At 65.5% G+C, this 16995-nt stretch carries 16 protein-coding genes and 1 pseudogene; 9 read left to right on the top strand and 8 right to left on the bottom strand.

The window, feature by feature from the left end:
* The first annotated feature begins 8 nt into the window (after positions 1 to 8).
* From ispG to FNV92_RS34190, 3 genes are all read left to right on the top strand, one after another.
* Entirely contained in the window at positions 9 to 1292 is a 1284-nt protein-coding gene (ispG, locus tag FNV92_RS34200) for a flavodoxin-dependent (E)-4-hydroxy-3-methylbut-2-enyl-diphosphate synthase (RefSeq protein ID WP_143842774.1), read from the top strand.
* A gap of 146 nt (positions 1293 to 1438) precedes the next feature.
* Positions 1439 to 2335 (top strand): TauD/TfdA dioxygenase family protein, encoded by an 897-nt coding sequence (locus FNV92_RS34195; RefSeq protein ID WP_143842775.1) that lies wholly within the window; start codon positions 1439 to 1441, stop codon positions 2333 to 2335.
* 86 nt (positions 2336 to 2421) lie between these two features.
* Positions 2422 to 3147 (top strand): N-acetylmuramoyl-L-alanine amidase, encoded by a 726-nt coding sequence (locus FNV92_RS34190; protein WP_143846132.1) that lies wholly within the window; start codon positions 2422 to 2424, stop codon positions 3145 to 3147.
* A 14-nt stretch (positions 3148 to 3161) separates the two neighbouring features.
* Here FNV92_RS34190 and FNV92_RS34185 read toward each other — a convergent pair whose 3' ends face one another.
* The 3 genes from FNV92_RS34185 to FNV92_RS34175 all read right to left on the bottom strand — a co-directional run bounded on the left by FNV92_RS34185 (position 3162) and on the right by FNV92_RS34175 (position 6205).
* Positions 3162 to 4769, bottom strand: coding sequence for a Na+/H+ antiporter (locus FNV92_RS34185; protein ID WP_168213417.1), 1608 nt, complete (start codon positions 4767 to 4769; stop codon positions 3162 to 3164).
* A gap of 48 nt (positions 4770 to 4817) precedes the next feature.
* The gene (gene bla / locus FNV92_RS34180; protein ID WP_143842777.1) at positions 4818 to 5681 is read right to left on the bottom strand and encodes a class A beta-lactamase; all 864 of its coding nucleotides are present in this window, start codon (positions 5679 to 5681) and stop codon (positions 4818 to 4820) included.
* A gap of 149 nt (positions 5682 to 5830) precedes the next feature.
* On the bottom strand, positions 5831 to 6205 hold the full coding sequence (locus tag FNV92_RS34175) for a nuclear transport factor 2 family protein (RefSeq protein ID WP_143842779.1): 375 nt from the start codon (positions 6203 to 6205) through the stop codon (positions 5831 to 5833).
* A 94-nt stretch (positions 6206 to 6299) separates the two neighbouring features.
* Between FNV92_RS34175 and FNV92_RS34170 the strand changes: the two genes are divergently transcribed.
* Both FNV92_RS34170 and FNV92_RS34165 read left to right on the top strand, forming a co-directional pair.
* Positions 6300 to 6728, top strand: coding sequence for a GFA family protein (locus FNV92_RS34170; protein ID WP_041749125.1), 429 nt, complete (start codon positions 6300 to 6302; stop codon positions 6726 to 6728).
* A 185-nt stretch (positions 6729 to 6913) separates the two neighbouring features.
* A complete protein-coding gene (locus FNV92_RS34165) occupies positions 6914 to 8743 on the top strand; it encodes a caspase family protein (RefSeq protein WP_143842780.1) in 1830 nt (609 codons plus the stop codon).
* Positions 8744 to 8788: 45 nt separating this feature from the next.
* On the opposite strand, the gene FNV92_RS34160 is transcribed toward FNV92_RS34165, so the two are convergent.
* Together FNV92_RS34160 and FNV92_RS34155 are read right to left on the bottom strand one after the other, a co-directional pair.
* Positions 8789 to 9475, bottom strand: coding sequence for a DUF1345 domain-containing protein (locus tag FNV92_RS34160; protein ID WP_143842781.1), 687 nt, complete (start codon positions 9473 to 9475; stop codon positions 8789 to 8791).
* A gap of 213 nt (positions 9476 to 9688) precedes the next feature.
* Entirely contained in the window at positions 9689 to 10612 is a 924-nt protein-coding gene (locus tag FNV92_RS34155; protein WP_143842782.1) for a polyprenyl synthetase family protein, read from the bottom strand.
* 160 nt (positions 10613 to 10772) lie between these two features.
* Here FNV92_RS34155 and mtgA point away from each other — a divergent pair, with 160 nt between their 5' ends.
* The 3 genes from mtgA to FNV92_RS34140 all read left to right on the top strand — a co-directional run bounded on the left by mtgA (position 10773) and on the right by FNV92_RS34140 (position 12598).
* A complete protein-coding gene (gene mtgA / locus FNV92_RS34150; protein WP_143842783.1) occupies positions 10773 to 11447 on the top strand; it encodes a monofunctional biosynthetic peptidoglycan transglycosylase in 675 nt (224 codons plus the stop codon).
* 162 nt (positions 11448 to 11609) lie between these two features.
* A complete protein-coding gene (rpmF, locus tag FNV92_RS34145; RefSeq protein WP_007598106.1) occupies positions 11610 to 11792 on the top strand; it encodes a 50S ribosomal protein L32 in 183 nt (60 codons plus the stop codon).
* A 155-nt stretch (positions 11793 to 11947) separates the two neighbouring features.
* Positions 11948 to 12598, top strand: coding sequence for a hypothetical protein (locus FNV92_RS34140; protein ID WP_168213418.1), 651 nt, complete (start codon positions 11948 to 11950; stop codon positions 12596 to 12598).
* 6 nt (positions 12599 to 12604) lie between these two features.
* On the opposite strand, the gene FNV92_RS34135 is transcribed toward FNV92_RS34140, so the two are convergent.
* Positions 12605 to 12865 carry a hypothetical protein gene (locus FNV92_RS34135; RefSeq protein ID WP_015689295.1) on the bottom strand — a complete coding sequence of 87 codons (261 nt, stop codon included), beginning with the start codon at positions 12863 to 12865 and terminating at the stop codon, positions 12605 to 12607.
* 222 nt (positions 12866 to 13087) lie between these two features.
* On the opposite strand from FNV92_RS34135, the gene FNV92_RS34130 reads away from it, so the two are divergent.
* Positions 13088 to 14782 carry a bifunctional diguanylate cyclase/phosphodiesterase gene (locus FNV92_RS34130; protein WP_143842785.1) on the top strand — a complete coding sequence of 565 codons (1695 nt, stop codon included), beginning with the start codon at positions 13088 to 13090 and terminating at the stop codon, positions 14780 to 14782.
* 87 nt (positions 14783 to 14869) lie between these two features.
* On the opposite strand, the gene FNV92_RS34125 is transcribed toward FNV92_RS34130, so the two are convergent.
* On the bottom strand, positions 14870 to 16378 hold the full coding sequence (locus tag FNV92_RS34125; RefSeq protein ID WP_143842786.1) for a tripartite tricarboxylate transporter permease: 1509 nt from the start codon (positions 16376 to 16378) through the stop codon (positions 14870 to 14872).
* 4 nt (positions 16379 to 16382) lie between these two features.
* Positions 16383 to 16867: pseudogene (locus FNV92_RS34120) on the bottom strand (tripartite tricarboxylate transporter TctB family protein).
* Between the last annotated feature and the right edge of the window lie 128 nt (positions 16868 to 16995).

Below are 16995 nucleotides of genomic sequence, written 5' to 3'. Positions count from 1 at the left end.
TGGACCCCATGAACAAGCTCGAAAACCCCATCGATTCCGATATCGCGGGCCCGGCGCCCAGGCACCAGACGACCCAGGTCAAGGTCGGCGACGTCGCCGTCGGCGGCGGTGCGCCGATCGTCGTGCAGTCGATGACCAACACCGACACCGCCGATATCGACGGCACCATCGCCCAGGTCGCAGCGCTCGCGCGCGCCGGCTCCGAAATGGTCCGCATCACCGTGGACCGCGAGGAGGCCGCTGCCGCCGTCCCGCACATCCGAGACGGCCTGCTCAAGCGTGGCATCACCACACCCCTGATCGGCGACTTCCACTATATCGGCCACAAGCTGCTTGCGGCCTATCCGGCCTGCGCCGAGGCTCTCGCCAAGTACCGCATCAATCCGGGCAATGTCGGCTTCAAGGACAAGCGCGACACCCAGTTCGGCGACATCATCGAGATCGCGAACAAGAACGACAAGCCGGTGCGCATCGGCGCCAATTGGGGCTCCCTCGACCAGGAGCTGCTGACCAAGCTGATGGACGAGAACGCCGCATCCGCCAATCCGCGCGACGTCCGTGCGGTGACGCGCGAGGCCATGGTGCAGTCAGCACTGCTCTCGGCGGCGCGCGCCGAAGAGCTCGGCATGCCGAAGAATCGCATCATCCTCTCAGCCAAGGTCTCGGCGGTGCAGGATCTCATTGCGGTGTACCAGGATCTCGCGGCGCGGTCGGACTATGCCATCCATCTCGGCCTCACCGAAGCCGGCATGGGCACCAAGGGCATCGTGGCCTCCTCGGCCGCGCTCGGTATCCTGTTGCAGCAGGGTATCGGCGACACCATCCGCATCTCGCTGACGCCGGAGCCCGGCGGCGACCGCACCCGCGAGGTGCAGGTCGGCCAGGAACTGCTGCAGACGATGGGCTTCCGCACCTTCGTGCCGCTGGTTGCGGCCTGCCCCGGCTGCGGCCGCACCACGTCCACCACGTTCCAGGAACTGGCCAGCTCGATCCAGGCATTCATCCGTGACGAGATGCCGGGCTGGAAGACGAAATATCCCGGCGTGGAAGAGCTCAACGTCGCGGTGATGGGTTGCATCGTCAACGGCCCCGGCGAATCCAAGCACGCCAATATCGGCATCTCCTTGCCCGGCACCGGCGAAGCCCCGGCCGCGCCCGTCTTCGTCGACGGCAAGAAGTTCCGTACGCTGCGCGGACCCACGATCTCCGCCGACTTCAAGGCGCTGGTGATCGACTACATCGACCAGCGCTACGGCCAGGGCGCCAAGGTGCCGGTGACCGCGGCGGAGTAAACGCCTACAAATATCGAAATCGTAGGGCGGGTTAGCTTAGCGTAACCCGCCTTATTTTTTGCGCGTGCGAAGTGGCGGGTTACGCTTCGCTAACCTGCCCTACATTGCTACGATGCCTCCCAATCAAAACGATCGGGAGACATGCCATGAGCTCACTCGCCGGCAAGCAGGGCCCGCGCTACCGCCACACGGCCGAAGGCGGCGCGCCCTATGAAACGATCGCGGTCGAGAAGCTCACCCCCATCATCGGCGCGGAAATCACCGGCGTTGACCTCGGCAGGCTCGTCTCCGACGATTCGCGCTCGAACCGGCAGATGGACGAGATTCACCGCGCGCTCGCCGAAAACCTCGTCATCTTCTTCCGCGATCAGCACATCACGCCGCAGCAGCATCTCGCCTTCGGCCGCAAGTTCGGTGAGCTGCATTTTCATCCCGCCGCGCCGCATGAGGACGAAGACCCCGCGCTGATGAAGATCTACGCCGACAAGAACTCGCCGCGTGCCAATGGCGAGGGCTGGCATTCGGATGTGTCCTGCGATCTCGAGCCACCGATGGGCTCGATCCTCTACATCAAGCAGTGCCCGCCGCGCGGAGGCGACACGCTGTTCGCCAACATGTATGCGGCCTATGAGGCGCTGTCGGATCGCATGAAGGCCTATCTCGACGGGCTGACCGCACTGCATGACGGCGAGCCGATCTATCGCGGGCTCTACGCCAATTACGGCGTCGCCGACCGTCCCTCCTATCCGAATGCCGAGCATCCCGTGGTGCGCACGCATCCGGTCACGGGCATGAAGGCGCTCTACGTCAACCGCGGCTTCACCCGCCACATCAACGGCATCCCGCGCGACGAAAGCGACGCGATGCTCGCCTACCTCTACCAGCACGCCGAGAACCCGCTGTTCCAGTGCCGCTTCCGCTGGACCGAGAACGCCATCGCCTTCTGGGACAACCGCTGCACCCAGCACCGCGCGATGTGGGACTACTGGCCGCACACGCGCTCGGGGACGCGCGTGACGGTGAAGGGGGAGCGGCCGGTGTGAGGAAGCCGTGGCGCACCATCGCCGCTGTCGCTGTCTCGCTGGTCCCGCTTCTGCTCTCCTCCGTCGACGATAGCCAGGCGGCCGGGATGCGGAAGGCTGCAAAGGCGAGATCGAAGCCGCCGGAAACACAGGCCAGGTGCGAACCGCCGAAATTCCGGATCGTCCTTGATGTCGGGCACACCCCGGAATCCTACGGCGCGTTGAGCGCGCGCAACGATCCGGAATTCGGCTTCAACTTCCGTCTTGCAAGGCTCGTCGCGGCGAAGCTCAAGTCCGAGGGCTTTGCGGCCACCCGCCTGCTCGTCACGGACGGCAAGGCCAAGGCGAGCCTCGTCAAGCGCGTCAGCGCCGCGAATGACGGCCGGGCCGATCTATTCCTGTCGATCCATCACGACTCGGTGCCGGACAAGCTGCTCGATATCTGGGAATTCGACGGCGCAAAGAGCTATTTCAGCGATCGCTTCTCCGGCCATTCCTTGTTCGTATCCGAGCGCAATCCACACTTCACCACCAGCCTGACGCTGGCCCGGATCATCGGACGGCAGTTGAAGGAACAGGGCCTGCGCTATGCCAGCCAGTACACCTTGCCGGTGATGGGCCGCTACCGGCGCCAGTTGCTCGACAAGGATGTCGGCGTCTACCGCTATGACGGCCTCGTCGTGCTGTCGCAAACGCGCAGCGCCGCTGTGCTGCTCGAAGCCGGCTCCATCATCAACCGCGACGAGGAAATGGCGTTGAACTCATCGGAGCGGCATGAGCTGATCGCAGGAGCGGTGGCCGCGGCGGTCGGAGAGTTCTGCGAAAAGCGGTAGATCGCAACGGAAGGCTACAGCGGCGCTCCCTGATACTCGCGGTTCGCGAGGCTCGCCTCCTCCAGATCAAGATCCCGCTCGATCCGGCGCCTTGTTTCGTCGGTGATCTGGCCGTCGCGCAGGAGGTCATGGATGAATTTGCGTTCGGCGGCGATCAGCTCGCGGGTCAGCGCGGTGCCTGCGGCGGAGACGTCGTGGTGGGCGGGATCGAGCGAATCGGGAAGCTGGCTGAAGCGAATTTCGTGGCGCGCGCGCAGGAGTCGCATCACCTCGTCGGAGATGTCCTTTTTCGCGGTGAACGCTTCGAGCGACTTCAGCGCGGCGTCGAGGGCCCGGCGCCGCGCCGCGATCTCGGCTTCGTGCTCGGCGACATGTTCGTTGCGGCCGGCTTCGGCGATGCCGAGCCAGCGCACCACCGGCGGCAGCGTCAGGCCGACGCCGATCAGCGTGATGAAGATGACACCGAAGGCGACGAACAGGATCAGGTCGCGATACGGGAAGGCTTCGCCGCCCGGCAGCGTGAACGGCAGCGCCAGCGCGGCCGCGAGCGACACCGCGCCACGCACGCCGGTGAAGGCGAGGGTAAATGCCCATTGCCATGGCGGCGACGGATCGCGCTTGCGCAGCGACATGCTGAGAATGCGCGGCAGATAGATCGCCGGGTAAAGCCAGGCAAAGCGCGCGAGGACGATGACGACCATGACCACGGCGGTTGCGATCATGATGTCGTCGAGCGGAAATGCCTTGGACTTCTCGTAGAGCGCGCGCATCTGGAAGCCGGTGAGCAGGAACAGCAGGCCTTCGATCAGGTAGATCACGAGGTCCCAGAAGAAGATGCCCTGCAGGCGCGTCGCCGACGAGATCAGCAGCGGGCCGTTCCAGCTCACATAGAGCCCGCAGGCCACCGTTGCGATCACCCCGGAGCCGCCGACATGCTCGGGCAGCCAGTAGGAGACGTAGGGCGTGATCAGCGACAACGTCAGCTCGATCTGCTGATCTTTCGCCCATTTGCGGAGGCGCAGGGAGAGCCAGCCGACGCCGATGCCAAAGGCGATCTCGCCGGCGACGATCAGCACGAACTCGCCGGCCGCGAGCGGCAGCGAGAAATGCCCGACCATGATGGCGGCGAGCGCAAAACGGTAGAGGATCAGCGCGGTGGCGTCGTTGGCGAGCCCTTCGCCCTCGAGGATGACCAGGATCCGGCGCGGCATGTGCAGCCGGCGCGCGATCGCGAGCGGCGCCACCACGTCGGGCGGCGCGACGATGGCCCCGAGCAGGAAGCCGATGGTCCAGGGCAGGCCGATCAGATAATGCGTGGCGGCCGCCACCATCGCCGCGGTGAAGATCACCGCGCCGACCGCGAGCAGCACGATCGGGCGAAGGTTGTTCCTGAACTCACGCCAGCTCATGGCGACGCTTGCCGAGTAGATCAGCGGCGGCAGCACCAATAGCAGCACCAATGCCGGCGGCAACTCAACCGGCGGCATGCCCGGCACGAAGGCGAGGCCGACGCCCACGAGCATCAGGAGGATGGCGGGCGCGACGTTGAAGCGGCGTGCGGCGAGCGCCGTGCCGGCCAGCACGGCGAGCAGGATGAGAAAGATCTGAAACTTCACTTCCATGATGGTCTGTCTTGACCCGGAAGCGCCCGCAAGGTCAATGCGGCCGGCTCACGCCAGCCGCTCGGCTACCATGCGTCCGATCCGCGCGAACACGGCCTCGATCTGCGCGGCGTTGGGGGCGCCGCCCTGGGTATAGGCCGCGATCAGGATCGGCGTATCCGGACTGGTGTTGGGCCAGACCACCGCGATGTCGCCCGATGCATCCTTGCCGTTGTTGCCGGTCTTGTCGCCGATTGTCCAGTTCGCCGGCAGGCCGCCGCGCAGCCGGTTCGCGCCGGTCTTGCAGCCCACCATCCATTCGGTGAGCTGCGCGCGCGAGGCCGGTGACAATGCCTCGCCCGTCACCAGCCGCCGCAGATTGCCGGCCATCGCCGCCGGCGTCGTGGTGTCGTGGGGATTGCCGGGCGGCGAGCGGTTGAGCTCGGGCTCATTATGGTCGAGCCGCGAGGTGGCGTCGCCGAGCGATCGCCAGAACGTCGTGAGCGCGGCGGGCCCGCCGATCCGCGCCAGCAGCAAATTGGCGCAGGTGTTGTCGCTGAGCTCGACGATCGCCTTGCACATCTCGGCGACCGACATCCTGCCGGTCGCGAGGTTTTGCTTGGCGACTGGCGCGTAGTCCAGCAGGTCGGCCTTGCCATAAGGGATCATGGCCGCAAGGTGCTCCTCGCCGCGATCGACTCGCGCCAGCACGCAAGCCGCAAGCGAGGCCTTGAAGGTCGAGCACATGACGAAGCGCTCATCGGCCCGCCAGCTCAGCTTTGCGCCGGTCGCAAGGTTCTCGGCATAGAGTCCAATCCGCCCGCCGCTGTCGCGCTCGTAGGATTCGAGTTCGGGTAGCGCGTCCGCGGCGAGCACGGGAGAAGCGGCCATCCAGCACAGCGAGGCGAGCAGGGAACGGCGGTCGAGAGGCATGGGGAGCTTTCAGACATCGTCATTGCGAGCGCAGCGAAGCAATCCAGCCTGTCTCTGGGGAAAGATTCTGGATTGCTTCGCTGCGCTCGCAATGACGGAGGATATGGACAGAGCGTCCGAAACTGCGGGCAGAGCGAAGAGGCGCCCCCTCACTCCTTCAGGTCATACCGATACGACTTCGACACGATCTGCCAGCCGTCCGCGAGCTTCATCGCCACCAGATAGTCGGTGAAGAAACGCGGTGGCAGCTGGCAGCGGACTTTGATGAAAGCGGTCTTGTCGTCGGAGCGGTCGATGGTGACAATGAAATCCTCGCGCGGCTTGCCTTCGGCCTTGCCGGAGGGGCGCTTGCGCACGCGGTCGAGCCAATCCGGCACGGTCAGCACCTGAAGCTCGCCCTTCTCGACCCAGCGCAAATCGGCGGAGGGGTGGAAGATGGCGCCGAGCTTTTCGGCATCGCCCTCGTAGAGTCCGTCGAAATAGCTTTGCACGACGGCTTCGACGCTTGAACGATTCTGGCTCATGGGTCCTCCCTTTGGCTGATGGATTGGGGCGAACTTAGTCGTAGACATCAGAATGCGCTATGGTTGTGTCAGCCATTTGCGCCAAGGCGTCGCCATGACCGGATCAGAAAATTCGAACGCTCGCATCCTCACCGGCGAATGCTATTGCGGCGCCGTGCGCTATGAGGTGGCCGATGCGTTTTCCTACGCGATGAACTGCCACTGTTCGAATTGCCGCCGCACCACCGGCTCCGCCTTCAAGCCCTTCGCCGGAATTGTGCAGGACCAGCTCCGTCTCGTCCGGGGTGAGGACCAGCGCCTCATCTACGGTGACGCCACCACCCATGATGCGCACTGTGCCCGCTGCGGCTCGCTGCTTTATTCCCGGGTGCGCGACGGGAAATGGGTCCATGTCGCCATGGGAACCCTGGTCGATGCCCCCTCGATCCGGCCGAGCGCCCATATTTTCGTGGGCTCGAAAGCGCCCTGGCATGAGATCACGGACGACCTGCCGCAATATCGGGGGCATATCGGGGATGCCTGACGGGAACCCGGCCCACACGCCCATGTCCCGGCGAACCCCGACCGGGCTGGCGCGACAAACCAAAGGGGTCTTTCGGCCAGTCGCCGGCGCCGCCTTCGTGACCTCCATCACAAGCGCCGGCGGTGGGTTTTGCTAAAGCGGTCCCAAAGGGGCTTGAACTGCCCTGAACTCGTGGAAGTCGTGTCATGCGCAATTTGCTCAGACTTTGCCCGCTCCTCCTCGCTGCCGCGCTGCTGTTCGGCGCCGGGCCCGCGTTCGCCGGAAAGCGCGTCGCGCTGGTCATCGCCAATTCGGCCTATCAGCACGCGCCGTCGCTCACCAATCCCGTCAACGACGGTTCGGTGATGGCGAGGACCCTGAAAGAGGCCGGCTTCGACATCGTCGATTCCCGGCACGATCTGTCGGCGTTGGACACGCGGCGTGTGCTGCGCGAATTCGCTGATGCAACCCGCGGTGCCGACATCGCCGTGGTCTATTATGCCGGGCACGGCATCGAGGTCGAAGGCTCGAACTATCTGATCCCGGTTGATGCCAGGCTCGAGCGCGACACCGACGTTTTCGACGAGGCGCTCTCGCTCGACCGCGTCCTGGTCGCGGTCGAGCCGGCCAAGCAGCTTCGCCTGGTGATCCTGGATGCCTGCCGCGACAATCCCTTCGGCAAGACCATGCGGCGCACGATCGCCTCGCGCGGCATCGGCCGTGGCCTCGCCCAGGTCGAGCCGACCAGCCCGAACACGCTGATTGCCTATTCGGCCAAGGCCGGCTTCACGGCGCAGGACGGCGACGGCGCCAACAGTCCCTTTACCGTCGCGCTGTCGAAGCATCTGACGACGCCGGGCCTCGATGTCCGCCGCGCCTTCGGCTTCGTGCGCGACGAAGTGCTCAAGTCGACCGGCAACAAGCAGGAGCCGTTCGTGTACGGCTCGCTCGGCGGCGAAGACGTGCCGCTGGTGCCGGTCAAGGTGGTGGCAGCAGCCCCGGCGGCGCCGGTGGCGAACCCGCAGGCCGATATCCGCCGCGATTACGAGCTCGCGCTCCAGGTCGGCAACAGGCCGGCATGGGATGCATTTCTCGCCCAGCATCCCGACGGCTTCTATGCGAGCCTCGCCAAGCTTCAGCTCGAAAAGATCGGCGCCGAGCAGGCCCATGCGGCTGCCGCCGAGAAGGCGAAGCAGGCCGAGGCGGAGCGGGATCGTCTTGCCGCGCTTGGCGCGCAGAAGGATGCGCAGGCCAGGGCCGCGGCCGATGCGAAAGCTGCCGAGCAGGCGCAGCTGACCGCGCAGAAGGTCAAGGAGCAGGCGCAGCAGCAGGCCGCTGCCGCCGAGCAGCAGCGCGTCAATCTGGCCGCCGCGGCGCCGAGCGCTGCCCCGGCCACCACGGCCAGCCCCGCTGGCACCAACGTCGCCTCGTTGACGCCCGCGACTGCGCCCGCCGATCTCAACCGGTCGGTGCAGACCGAGCTCGGCCGCGTCGGCTGCTTCTCTGGCCAGGCCGACGGCAACTGGAACACGTCCGCGCAGCGGTCGCTGTCGCAGTTCAATCGCTATGCCGGCACCAAGCTCGACGTGAAGGTGGCGAGCACAGATGCGCTCGACACGGTCAAGTCAAAGCCGTCGCGGGTCTGTCCGCTGGTGTGCGAGCACGGCTTCAAGGCCGACGGCGACAAGTGCACGAAGATCGTCTGTGGTGACGGTTTTGCGCTGAACGACGACAATGAATGCGAGAAGAAGCGCGCCGCCAAGCCGCCGGCTTCCAAGCCCGCGACCTCGCGGCGTGAGGACAGCGAAGATCGTCCCGCGCGGCAGCGTCGGCAGGTCGGCGCTGCAGGCGGTTACGGCGGCATGGGCGGAATCGGCGCCGCGGCTGGTGCTGCAGCCGGCGCAAGCCGTGCTGCGGGTGGCGGGCAGGTCTACTGCAATGGCGGCGGCTGCCGTCCCGTCAACCGCGGCTGCCATCTTGAATATCGCGGCGGTGGCGGCCCCGGCAACGATGCCAATGCCGAGGTGTGCAACTAGGTCTCGCACCATTCGTTGACGGCGCCCCGGAAGACCGGGGCGACGTCAGTTCGAGATCGCGCTGGCCGCGATGTTCACCGTCAGCGCCAGCAAGGCCGTGTTGTAGATGAACGACACGATGCCGTGCGCGGTGGCGGTGCGGCGGATGGTCTTGTCGGTGATGCCGACGTCGGAGACCTGCGCGGTCATGCCGATCACGAACGAGAAATAGACGAAGTCCCAATAGTCGGCGTGATCTTCCTTGTCACCGCTGGGGAACTGCAACCCGCCGGGCGGGTGCAGATAATAGTCATGAGCATAGTGCAGGGCGAAGGTGGTGTGCACGGCCGCCCAGGACAGCGCGATCGTGGTGATTGCGATCGTCAGCTCTGTGGCGCCGCGATGGTTGCCGAGCTCGGCGACGATCGCTGCGATGCTCGCAAACGCGCCGATCGCTGTCACCAGCAGGATCACGAAGCGGCCGTCGTCCTGCATCGCAGCGCTGCGGCGGATGTGCTCGTGATCGTTGCACAGCATCATCACATAGACCAGCACCAGATAGACCGCGATCAGCGCGTCCCAGCCGAGCACGAGCCGCGTCGTCAGCCGGATCGAGCCCGGCAAAAGCAGGCAGACGAGGATGCCGACGCCGAGCGAGATGAAGGTCCGTGGCCGCGCATAGATCAGCCGCATCGGCCGCGACATCTGGCGGAAGCGGACGAGGGCGGGATCTTCTTTTTTGTCAGTGGTCATGATGACTACGGCTTTCTCGCTGGCTCTCGTTGCTGCCGCAGCGGTGATCTACTCCCTCGCCCCGCTTGCGGGGAGAGGGTTGGGGTGAGGGGGAGCCTCCGCAAGGACGGTGAGAGTTGGACTCGCGGAGAGTCCACCTCACCCGATATTCAAGCTGCGCTTGAATATCGACCTCTCCCCGCGAGCGGGGCGAGGTGAAGATTGTCCGCGACGTCAGTTCTTCCGCTCGGCGACAAACCGCGCGGCGGCTTGCAGCACGGCGGCGCGGTCGCCGAAGATCGACACTGCGCTGTCGGCCCGCGCGAGCAGATCGCGCACGCGCTGCTTGGCGCCTTCGATGCCGAGCTGGGTGACGAAGGTGGTCTTGCCGAGCGCGGCATCGGCACCGGCCGGCTTGCCGAGCGCGGCCGCGTCGCCCTCGACGTCGAGCAGGTCATCGGCGATCTGGAAGGCTTCACCGAGGGCGCGGCCGTAATCGTCGAGCGCCTGGTATTCCTTTTGCGAGGCCTGGCCGAGGATCGCGCCGGCGATGCAGCCGTAACGCAGCAGCGCCCCGGTCTTCATCTGCTGAATGCGGGCGACGTCGATCGGCTCGTTGCCGCCAAAGCGGCCTTCGCCGGCGAGATCGAGGATCTGGCCGCCGACCATGCCGCCAATGCCGGCGCAGCGCGCCAGCGCGCGCGTCAGCAGCAGCCGCACATTGGCGTCGCGATGGATCTCGTCGCGGGTGACGATGTCGAAGGCGAGCGTCAAAAGGCCGTCGCCCGCGAGGATCGCGGTGGCGTCATCGGTCTTCTTGTGCAGGGTGGGGCGGCCGCGGCGCAGGTCCGAATTGTCCATCGCCGGCAGGTCGTCATGGATCAGCGAATAGCAGTGGATGCATTCCAGCGCCGCGCCGACGAGCAGTGCGGCTTCGCGCGGCACGCCGAACACGGCTGCGCTCTCGACCACCAGGAACGGCCGCAGGCGCTTGCCGCCATTCAGGCTGGAATAGCGCATTGCGTCCATCAGTCGCTTGGGCCGGGCGATCTCATCGTGCAGGATGTCGTCCGACAAGAGCCGCGCGAGCAGGGCCTCGGTATCATCAGCGGTCTTGTCCAGACGTTTGGCGAAATCGGACGGGGACGTGCCGGTCATCAAGAAGGGCTCCAGAACTAAAATTCGGCGGGACAATCCTTTATGAGCCCGCCTCAGTCAATCGTTTGGAAGGCCTAAAAAGTGCTGGAAAAGGCCCGAATTATCACAGACTTAATGCCGGGATCCGTGGCCGCATTTATTTTGCGCCGGAAAGGTCGATTTGCGCATCGTTAAAATCCTCCTCCTGCTGGTCGCGCTCGTAGCTCTCACCCCCTATGTGATCGCCCCGTTCTACCGCGCCGGCCATCCGGTTTCGACGCTGATGGCCTGGCGTTCGCTCCGCGGCGCGCCGATGCAGCGGGAGTGGATCGACCTGGCGGCCATGTCGCCCTCACTGCCGCGGGCGGTGGTGGCGGCCGAGGACGCCCATTTCTGCAAGCATCACGGCATCGACTGGGGCGCGCTGCGCGAAGCGATCGACGACGCGCAGGAGGACGGCACTGCTTTCCGCGGCGCCTCCACCATCACCCAGCAGGTGGCCAAGAACCTGTTCCTCTGGCAGGGGCGGGATTTCGTCCGCAAGGCGCTGGAGTTCCCGCTGGCGCTGTGGATCGACCTGGTCCTGCCCAAGGCGCGGATCCTGGAAATCTACCTCAACATCGCCGAGCTCGGGCCGCAGGGGCAGTTTGGCGTCGAGACGGCCAGCGCCTATGCCTTCGGCAAGTCGGCGGCGAACCTCTCCCCCCGGGAGGCGGCACTTCTGGCCTCGATCCTGCCGAATCCGGTCAAACGCAGCGCCAGGACCCCGGGGCCGGGCGTCCGGCGGCTGGCGGGGACCTATGTGGCAAGGTCGCAGGCCAGCTCACTTTTGACCTGCTGGCGGGATACTCGCTGATTTTGAGCCCTTTTCGGGCGCAATTTCCGGCCCAGAACCCTAGCTTTACGACCAGCCTTCCTCTATAAGCCCGGCCTTGATCGGCATTTGCTCGCCCCGTTGGGGTGCTGAGCCGTCCCTCGGACGATGCCCTGAAAACACCAATCCCTAGAGGATACTGAAATGGCCGTTCCGAGAAGAAAAACCTCGCCGTCGCGTCGTGGCATGCGCCGCTCGGCAGACGCCATCAAGAAGCCGACCTATGTGGAAGACAAGGACTCCGGCGAGCTCCGTCGTCCGCACCATCTCGACCTCAAGACCGGCATGTACAAGGGCCGTCAGGTCCTGAAGAAGAAAGAGTCCTGAGGCAGGACTTTTCCCTGGCGGGATTTCCTGGGCAGGATGATTTTGCCTGCCTGATTTCGGCCAACCCTTGAGATATGACAGTGACGGCGACGGAGCCAATGCTCCGCCGCCGCATTGTCCTGTCTGGATATCTTGATCGAGAAGGCATTTCGCCGATGGTCGGTTTCCCGCTGCTCCTGATTCCGCTCGCGGTCTACAACATCATCGCCTTCCTGATGCCGAGCGTGTCCTTTACGGACGTGCTGTTCAAGGTGCCGATGATCACGGGCGAAGCCTGGCCGGTCACGCTCGCCGACGTGATGCTCGCGCTCGGTATCGTGCTGCTGCTTTTGGAGGTGGTCAAAGGCGCCCGGCCCGGCTCCAAATTCCTGATGGATCACCTGCTGTCGCTGATCGTGTTCGGCGCCGCCGCGGCCGAATTCGTGATGTGGCCCAAATTCGGCAACTCCACCTACTTCCTGCTGGTGCTGCTTGCGATGGCCGATTTCTTCGGCGGCATCGCCCAGCGCACGCGCCGCCGCGTCACCTATGTCGCCGAGACGACGGTGCCGGCACCGCGCAAGGCCAAGCGTCAGGCCCCAGTGCCGCCCGATGAGGCCGTGGCGGATCCCAGGTTCGAGCCGGTGAACGCGCCGCAGCCGCCAGTGGTTGAGACGCCCGCGCCCTCGGCGCAGTCGGTTGCCGAATCCGTCCTGATGGATCACCCCGCGCCGAAGCCGGTGAACCCGCCTTCGCCGGAAATTCCCTCGCCGCATCTGCAGCCGGGCAGCGGTACGCAGCCGTCTTCCGACGAGCCGCCGCGCTGATCTCCTTTAAGCCACCTGCCGCGTGCGCGCGGTGACGCTCGGAAGCGGGCGCTTGCTGCCATAGGCCATTTGCGCGTCTTCGGAAGAGGCGCGGCGCAGCTGGCTGGTCTGGGGCAGGTGCTCGGCATTGGCAATCAGCTGGGCGACAAAGCTCGGATCGGGCCGCGGTAGCGGGGCCTTGTTGACCCACTGCAACGTCGGCAGTTGCGGCACCAGGGCAGTGCCCGGGCCGTGGTCCACCTGGTCCGATCGATCCGTACTCAACATCGCAAATCACCGTTGATCCGGCGAAGCCTGTCGCATTTCGAGACGCTGGCACCGCTGCGTGTCATGTACTCGCAAGGCCTATGCCGGCCGGGCCGGCTTGGTTCCGAGACGCCGCAAAACGTGGTTTCCAAATTGTTTATGAACTTTGCCTAGGGTTGGAAGCGAATCTGGCCGTATTCTGTCCCGGCCCAGGACCCCCCGCTGTCCCGAAACGAGGCGATTTTGACCCCTGCATTGCCGCAAGCCTCCGACATCCTGGCCGCCCTCGGTCAGGCCGTGTTCGCCTGGGACATCGCCAGCGACGTCATCGTCTGGGGTGAGCAGGCCAGTGCCATCTTCCCCGGCATCCCGGCCGAGCGCCTGGCGACCGGCGCCGAATTCGCCAAGCTGATCGAGCCCGCGCAATCGCTGCGGACCGCGGCGCTGGCGCAAACCTCGGCGGTGCATGGTGCCGATGGCACGCCCTACCGGGTCGAGTACGGCGTGCGCATGAGCGCCTCCGATCCCGTGGTCTGGATCGAGGAGACCGGACGCTGGTTTGCCGGCGCCGACGGCCGCCCGGTCCGCGCGATCGGCTCCGTCCGCATCAACAACGAGCGTCATGCCCGCGACGAGGAATTGACCAAGCTCGCCCGGCTCGATCCGCTGACCGGCGAGCTCAACCGCTCGCACCTGATTGCGGCTCTGGCCGAGGCGATCGAGGAGACGACCCGCTTCCGCTCGACCGCGGCCTTCATGCTGGTCGGCATTGATCATCTGGCCCGAGTCAATGATGCCTTCGGCTTCGACGTCGCCGACGCCGTCATCCTCGACGTTGCCAAGCGTATTCGCGCGCGGCTGCGCGGCGGCGATGTGCTCGGACGCTTCTCAGGCAACAAGTTCGGCCTGATCCTGAAGAACTGCACCGTCGACGACATGAACGTCGCCGCCGAGCGTTTCCTTGCCGGCATTCGCGACGAGGTGGTGCCGACCAAATCCGGACCGGTCTCGGTCACCACTTCGATCGGCGCGGTCAGCATGCCGCGCTATGCCCGCAACACCGACGAGGCCGTCAATCGCGCCCATGAGACGCTGGACGCCGCCAAGCGCCGCCGTGCCGGCTCGTTCGCGGCATGGCGTCCGGATGCCGCGCGCGACGCACAGCGCCGTGTCAACATCCGCGTCACCGACGAGATCGTCACGGCGCTCAACGAGCGCCGCATCAAACTCGCCTATGAGCCGGTCGTGTCGGCCGCCTCGCGCGAACGCGCGTTTCATGAATGCCTGGTGCGGATGGACCAGGGCGGCGGCCAGGTGCTGCTCGCGCCCGACATCGTGCCGGTCGCCGAGCGGCTCGGCCTGATCCGCCTCGTCGATCACCGCGTGCTCGAGCTCGTGGTCGCCGAGCTCGCGGCCGCGCCCGACATCTGCCTCAGCCTCAACATCTCGCCGGATACGACGATGGATCCGGACTGGTGGGCCAGCATCGAATCGCTCATGCACGCGCATCCCGGCGTTGCCGAACGGCTGATCGTCGAGATCACCGAGACGGTCGCGATCCAGGACATCGAGGACGTCCGCGGCTTCGTCACGCGCCTGAAGAACTTCGGCAGCCGCATTGCCATCGATGATTTCGGTGCCGGCTACACCTCGTTCCGAAACCTGCGCAAGCTCGGCGTCGACATCGTCAAGATCGACGGCGCCTTCGTGCAGAATATCACCCATTCCGCCGACGATCGCGCCTTCGTGCAGACCCTGATCGACCTCGCCCGCCGCCTCGACATCAAGACGGTGGCCGAGTGGGTCCAGGACGAGGACGCCGCAAACATGCTGCGCGACTGGGGCTGCGACTACATCCAGGGCCGCCTGATCGGGCTCGCCTCGGCCGAGCGCCCCTGGAGCCCGCCGCCGGACAGCGTGCTGCCTGCCGCGGGGTAGCGGCTCACGTCAAAATTTCCCCTTTGGAATCAACCCCCCTTCTACTGTGCATGGGGTTGTTTTGACGAACGCTGCGAAAGAAGACGTTCACGCGCCCTCATCCAGCGCCACCAGCTCGCGCTTCTTGCGCAGCGACGGCAACAGCGGTGCGACCAGGAGCACCAGCGCGAGTGCAAGGCAGGCGGCCGAGATAGGCCGCTGCACGAAGGTCCAGAGATCGCCCTGCGACAGGATCAGCGACTTGCGCAGATTGTTCTCCAGCATCGGCCCGAGCACGAAGGCGAGGACCAAAGGTGCCGGCTCGTAGCCGAGCTTGCGCATGAAATAGCCGACGATGCCAAACCCGATCATCACGTAGACATCGAACACGTTGTTGCTCGAGCAGTAGACGCCCAGGATCGTGAACAGGATGATCAGGGGGAAAAGGATGTTGTAGGGCAGCTTGAGCAGTTGGACCCACATGCCGATCATCGGCAGGTTCAGGATCAGCAGCATGACGTTGCCGATATACATGCTGGCGACGATGCCCCAGAACAGGCCGGGGTTTTGCGTGATCAGCAGCGGCCCCGGCTGCAGGCCGTGGATGACGAAGGCGCCGAGCAGCAGTGCCATCACCACGTTCGGCGGGATGCCCAGTGTCATCAGTGGAATGAACGCGCCGCCGGCCGCCGCATTGTTAGCGGATTCCGGGCCCGCAACGCCTTCGATCGCGCCATGGCCGAACCGCTCAGGCGTCTTCGACAGCCGCTTCTCCAGCGCGTAGGACGCAAACGAGGCCACCACCGCGCCGCCGCCCGGCAAAATGCCGAGCAGGAATCCGAGCAGTGTGCCGCGTGCGACGGGGCCGGCGCTCGCCTGCCAGTCGGCCTTGTTGGGCAGCAGCTGCGTGATTCTGGCGTTGATGATGTCGCGCTTGATCGCCTGTTCGGTGTTGAGCAGGACCTCGGCGACGCCGAACAGGCCCATCACTACAGGCACGAGGCCGATGCCGTCGATCAGCTCCATGCGGCCGAATGTCAGCCGCGGCTGCGCCGTGATGCTGTCGAGCCCGATCAGCCCGAGCACGACGCCGATGCAGGCCATCAGCAGCGCCTTCGGCATCGAGCCCTGGGTGAGGAAGGTGAGCACCACGAGGCCAAGCACCATCAGGCTGAAATACTCGGCCGGACCGAACGCGATCGCGATGCTGGCGAGCCTCGGCGCCACCAGCATCAGCGCGAGGAGCGCAAACGTGCCGGCGATGAAGGAGCCGAAGGCGGAGATACCAAGCGCAGGGCCCGCACGGCCCTGCTTCGCCATCTGGTGGCCGTCGATGCAGGTGACGACGGAGGCCGCCTCGCCGGGGATATTGACAAGGATAGAGGTGGTCGAGCCGCCATACATCGAGCCGTAATAGATCCCGGCCATCATGATGATGCCGGATTCCGGCGTGCCCGACAGCGTCACGGGCAGCAGCAGCGACATCGCGGAGATCGGCCCGATGCCGGGCAGCACGCCGACGAGCGTTCCGATGAAGACGCCGATGAAGCAATAGAGCAGGTTGATCGGAAGCAGCGCGACACCGAACCCGTGCGCGACGTTGAGAAGCGTATCCATGAGGTCAACCGATCCCGAACAGGCCCGAGGGCAACTGGATCAAGAGCAGGCGCTTGAGCACCCACCACATGCCTGATGGCACCAGCACGGCGATCGGGATGGCGAGTGTCCAGCGCACGGGATCGATCAATCGCAACAGCAGCAGCAGCAACGGGATCGACGACAGCAGGAATCCCAACGGCTCCAGGCGAACGAAAACGCGATGAGGCAAACGATGACGAGAAGCGGCTTGCTCCAGCTCACGTTCTCCCATCGCGAAGCCAGCGTCGCGCCGCCCTCGGTGACCGCCGAGACGATGATGGAGCCCGCGAACACGCACATCAGGATGCCCGTGTAGAACAGCACGTAGCCGGAGCCGGGATCGTTGATGGTGCCGAGCTTCAGCTTCAAGCCTTGCCAGATCACGAAGCCGCCGAGCCCGAGCCCGATCAGCCCGCCCCAGAGTTCGGAGTTGTTGAGGCGGAGCTTGACGTTGGTTTGGTCGTTCATCGATGCTCTCTCGTGCCCCGGACGCAGCGCAGCACGACGTGATGTGCTGCACGGCCGGGGCCATGAGTGTCGGACGGAAGAGTGGGTCCCGGCTCTGCGGCGCAGCGCCGAAGAAGCGCTGCACCGCG

Origin of the sequence: Bradyrhizobium cosmicum, from assembly GCF_007290395.2 — a bacterium.
Classification (GTDB): domain Bacteria; phylum Pseudomonadota; class Alphaproteobacteria; order Rhizobiales; family Xanthobacteraceae; genus Bradyrhizobium; species Bradyrhizobium cosmicum.
The sequence above is the reverse complement of the archived record's forward strand: the minus strand, read 5'-3'. Positions and strand labels throughout refer to the sequence as shown.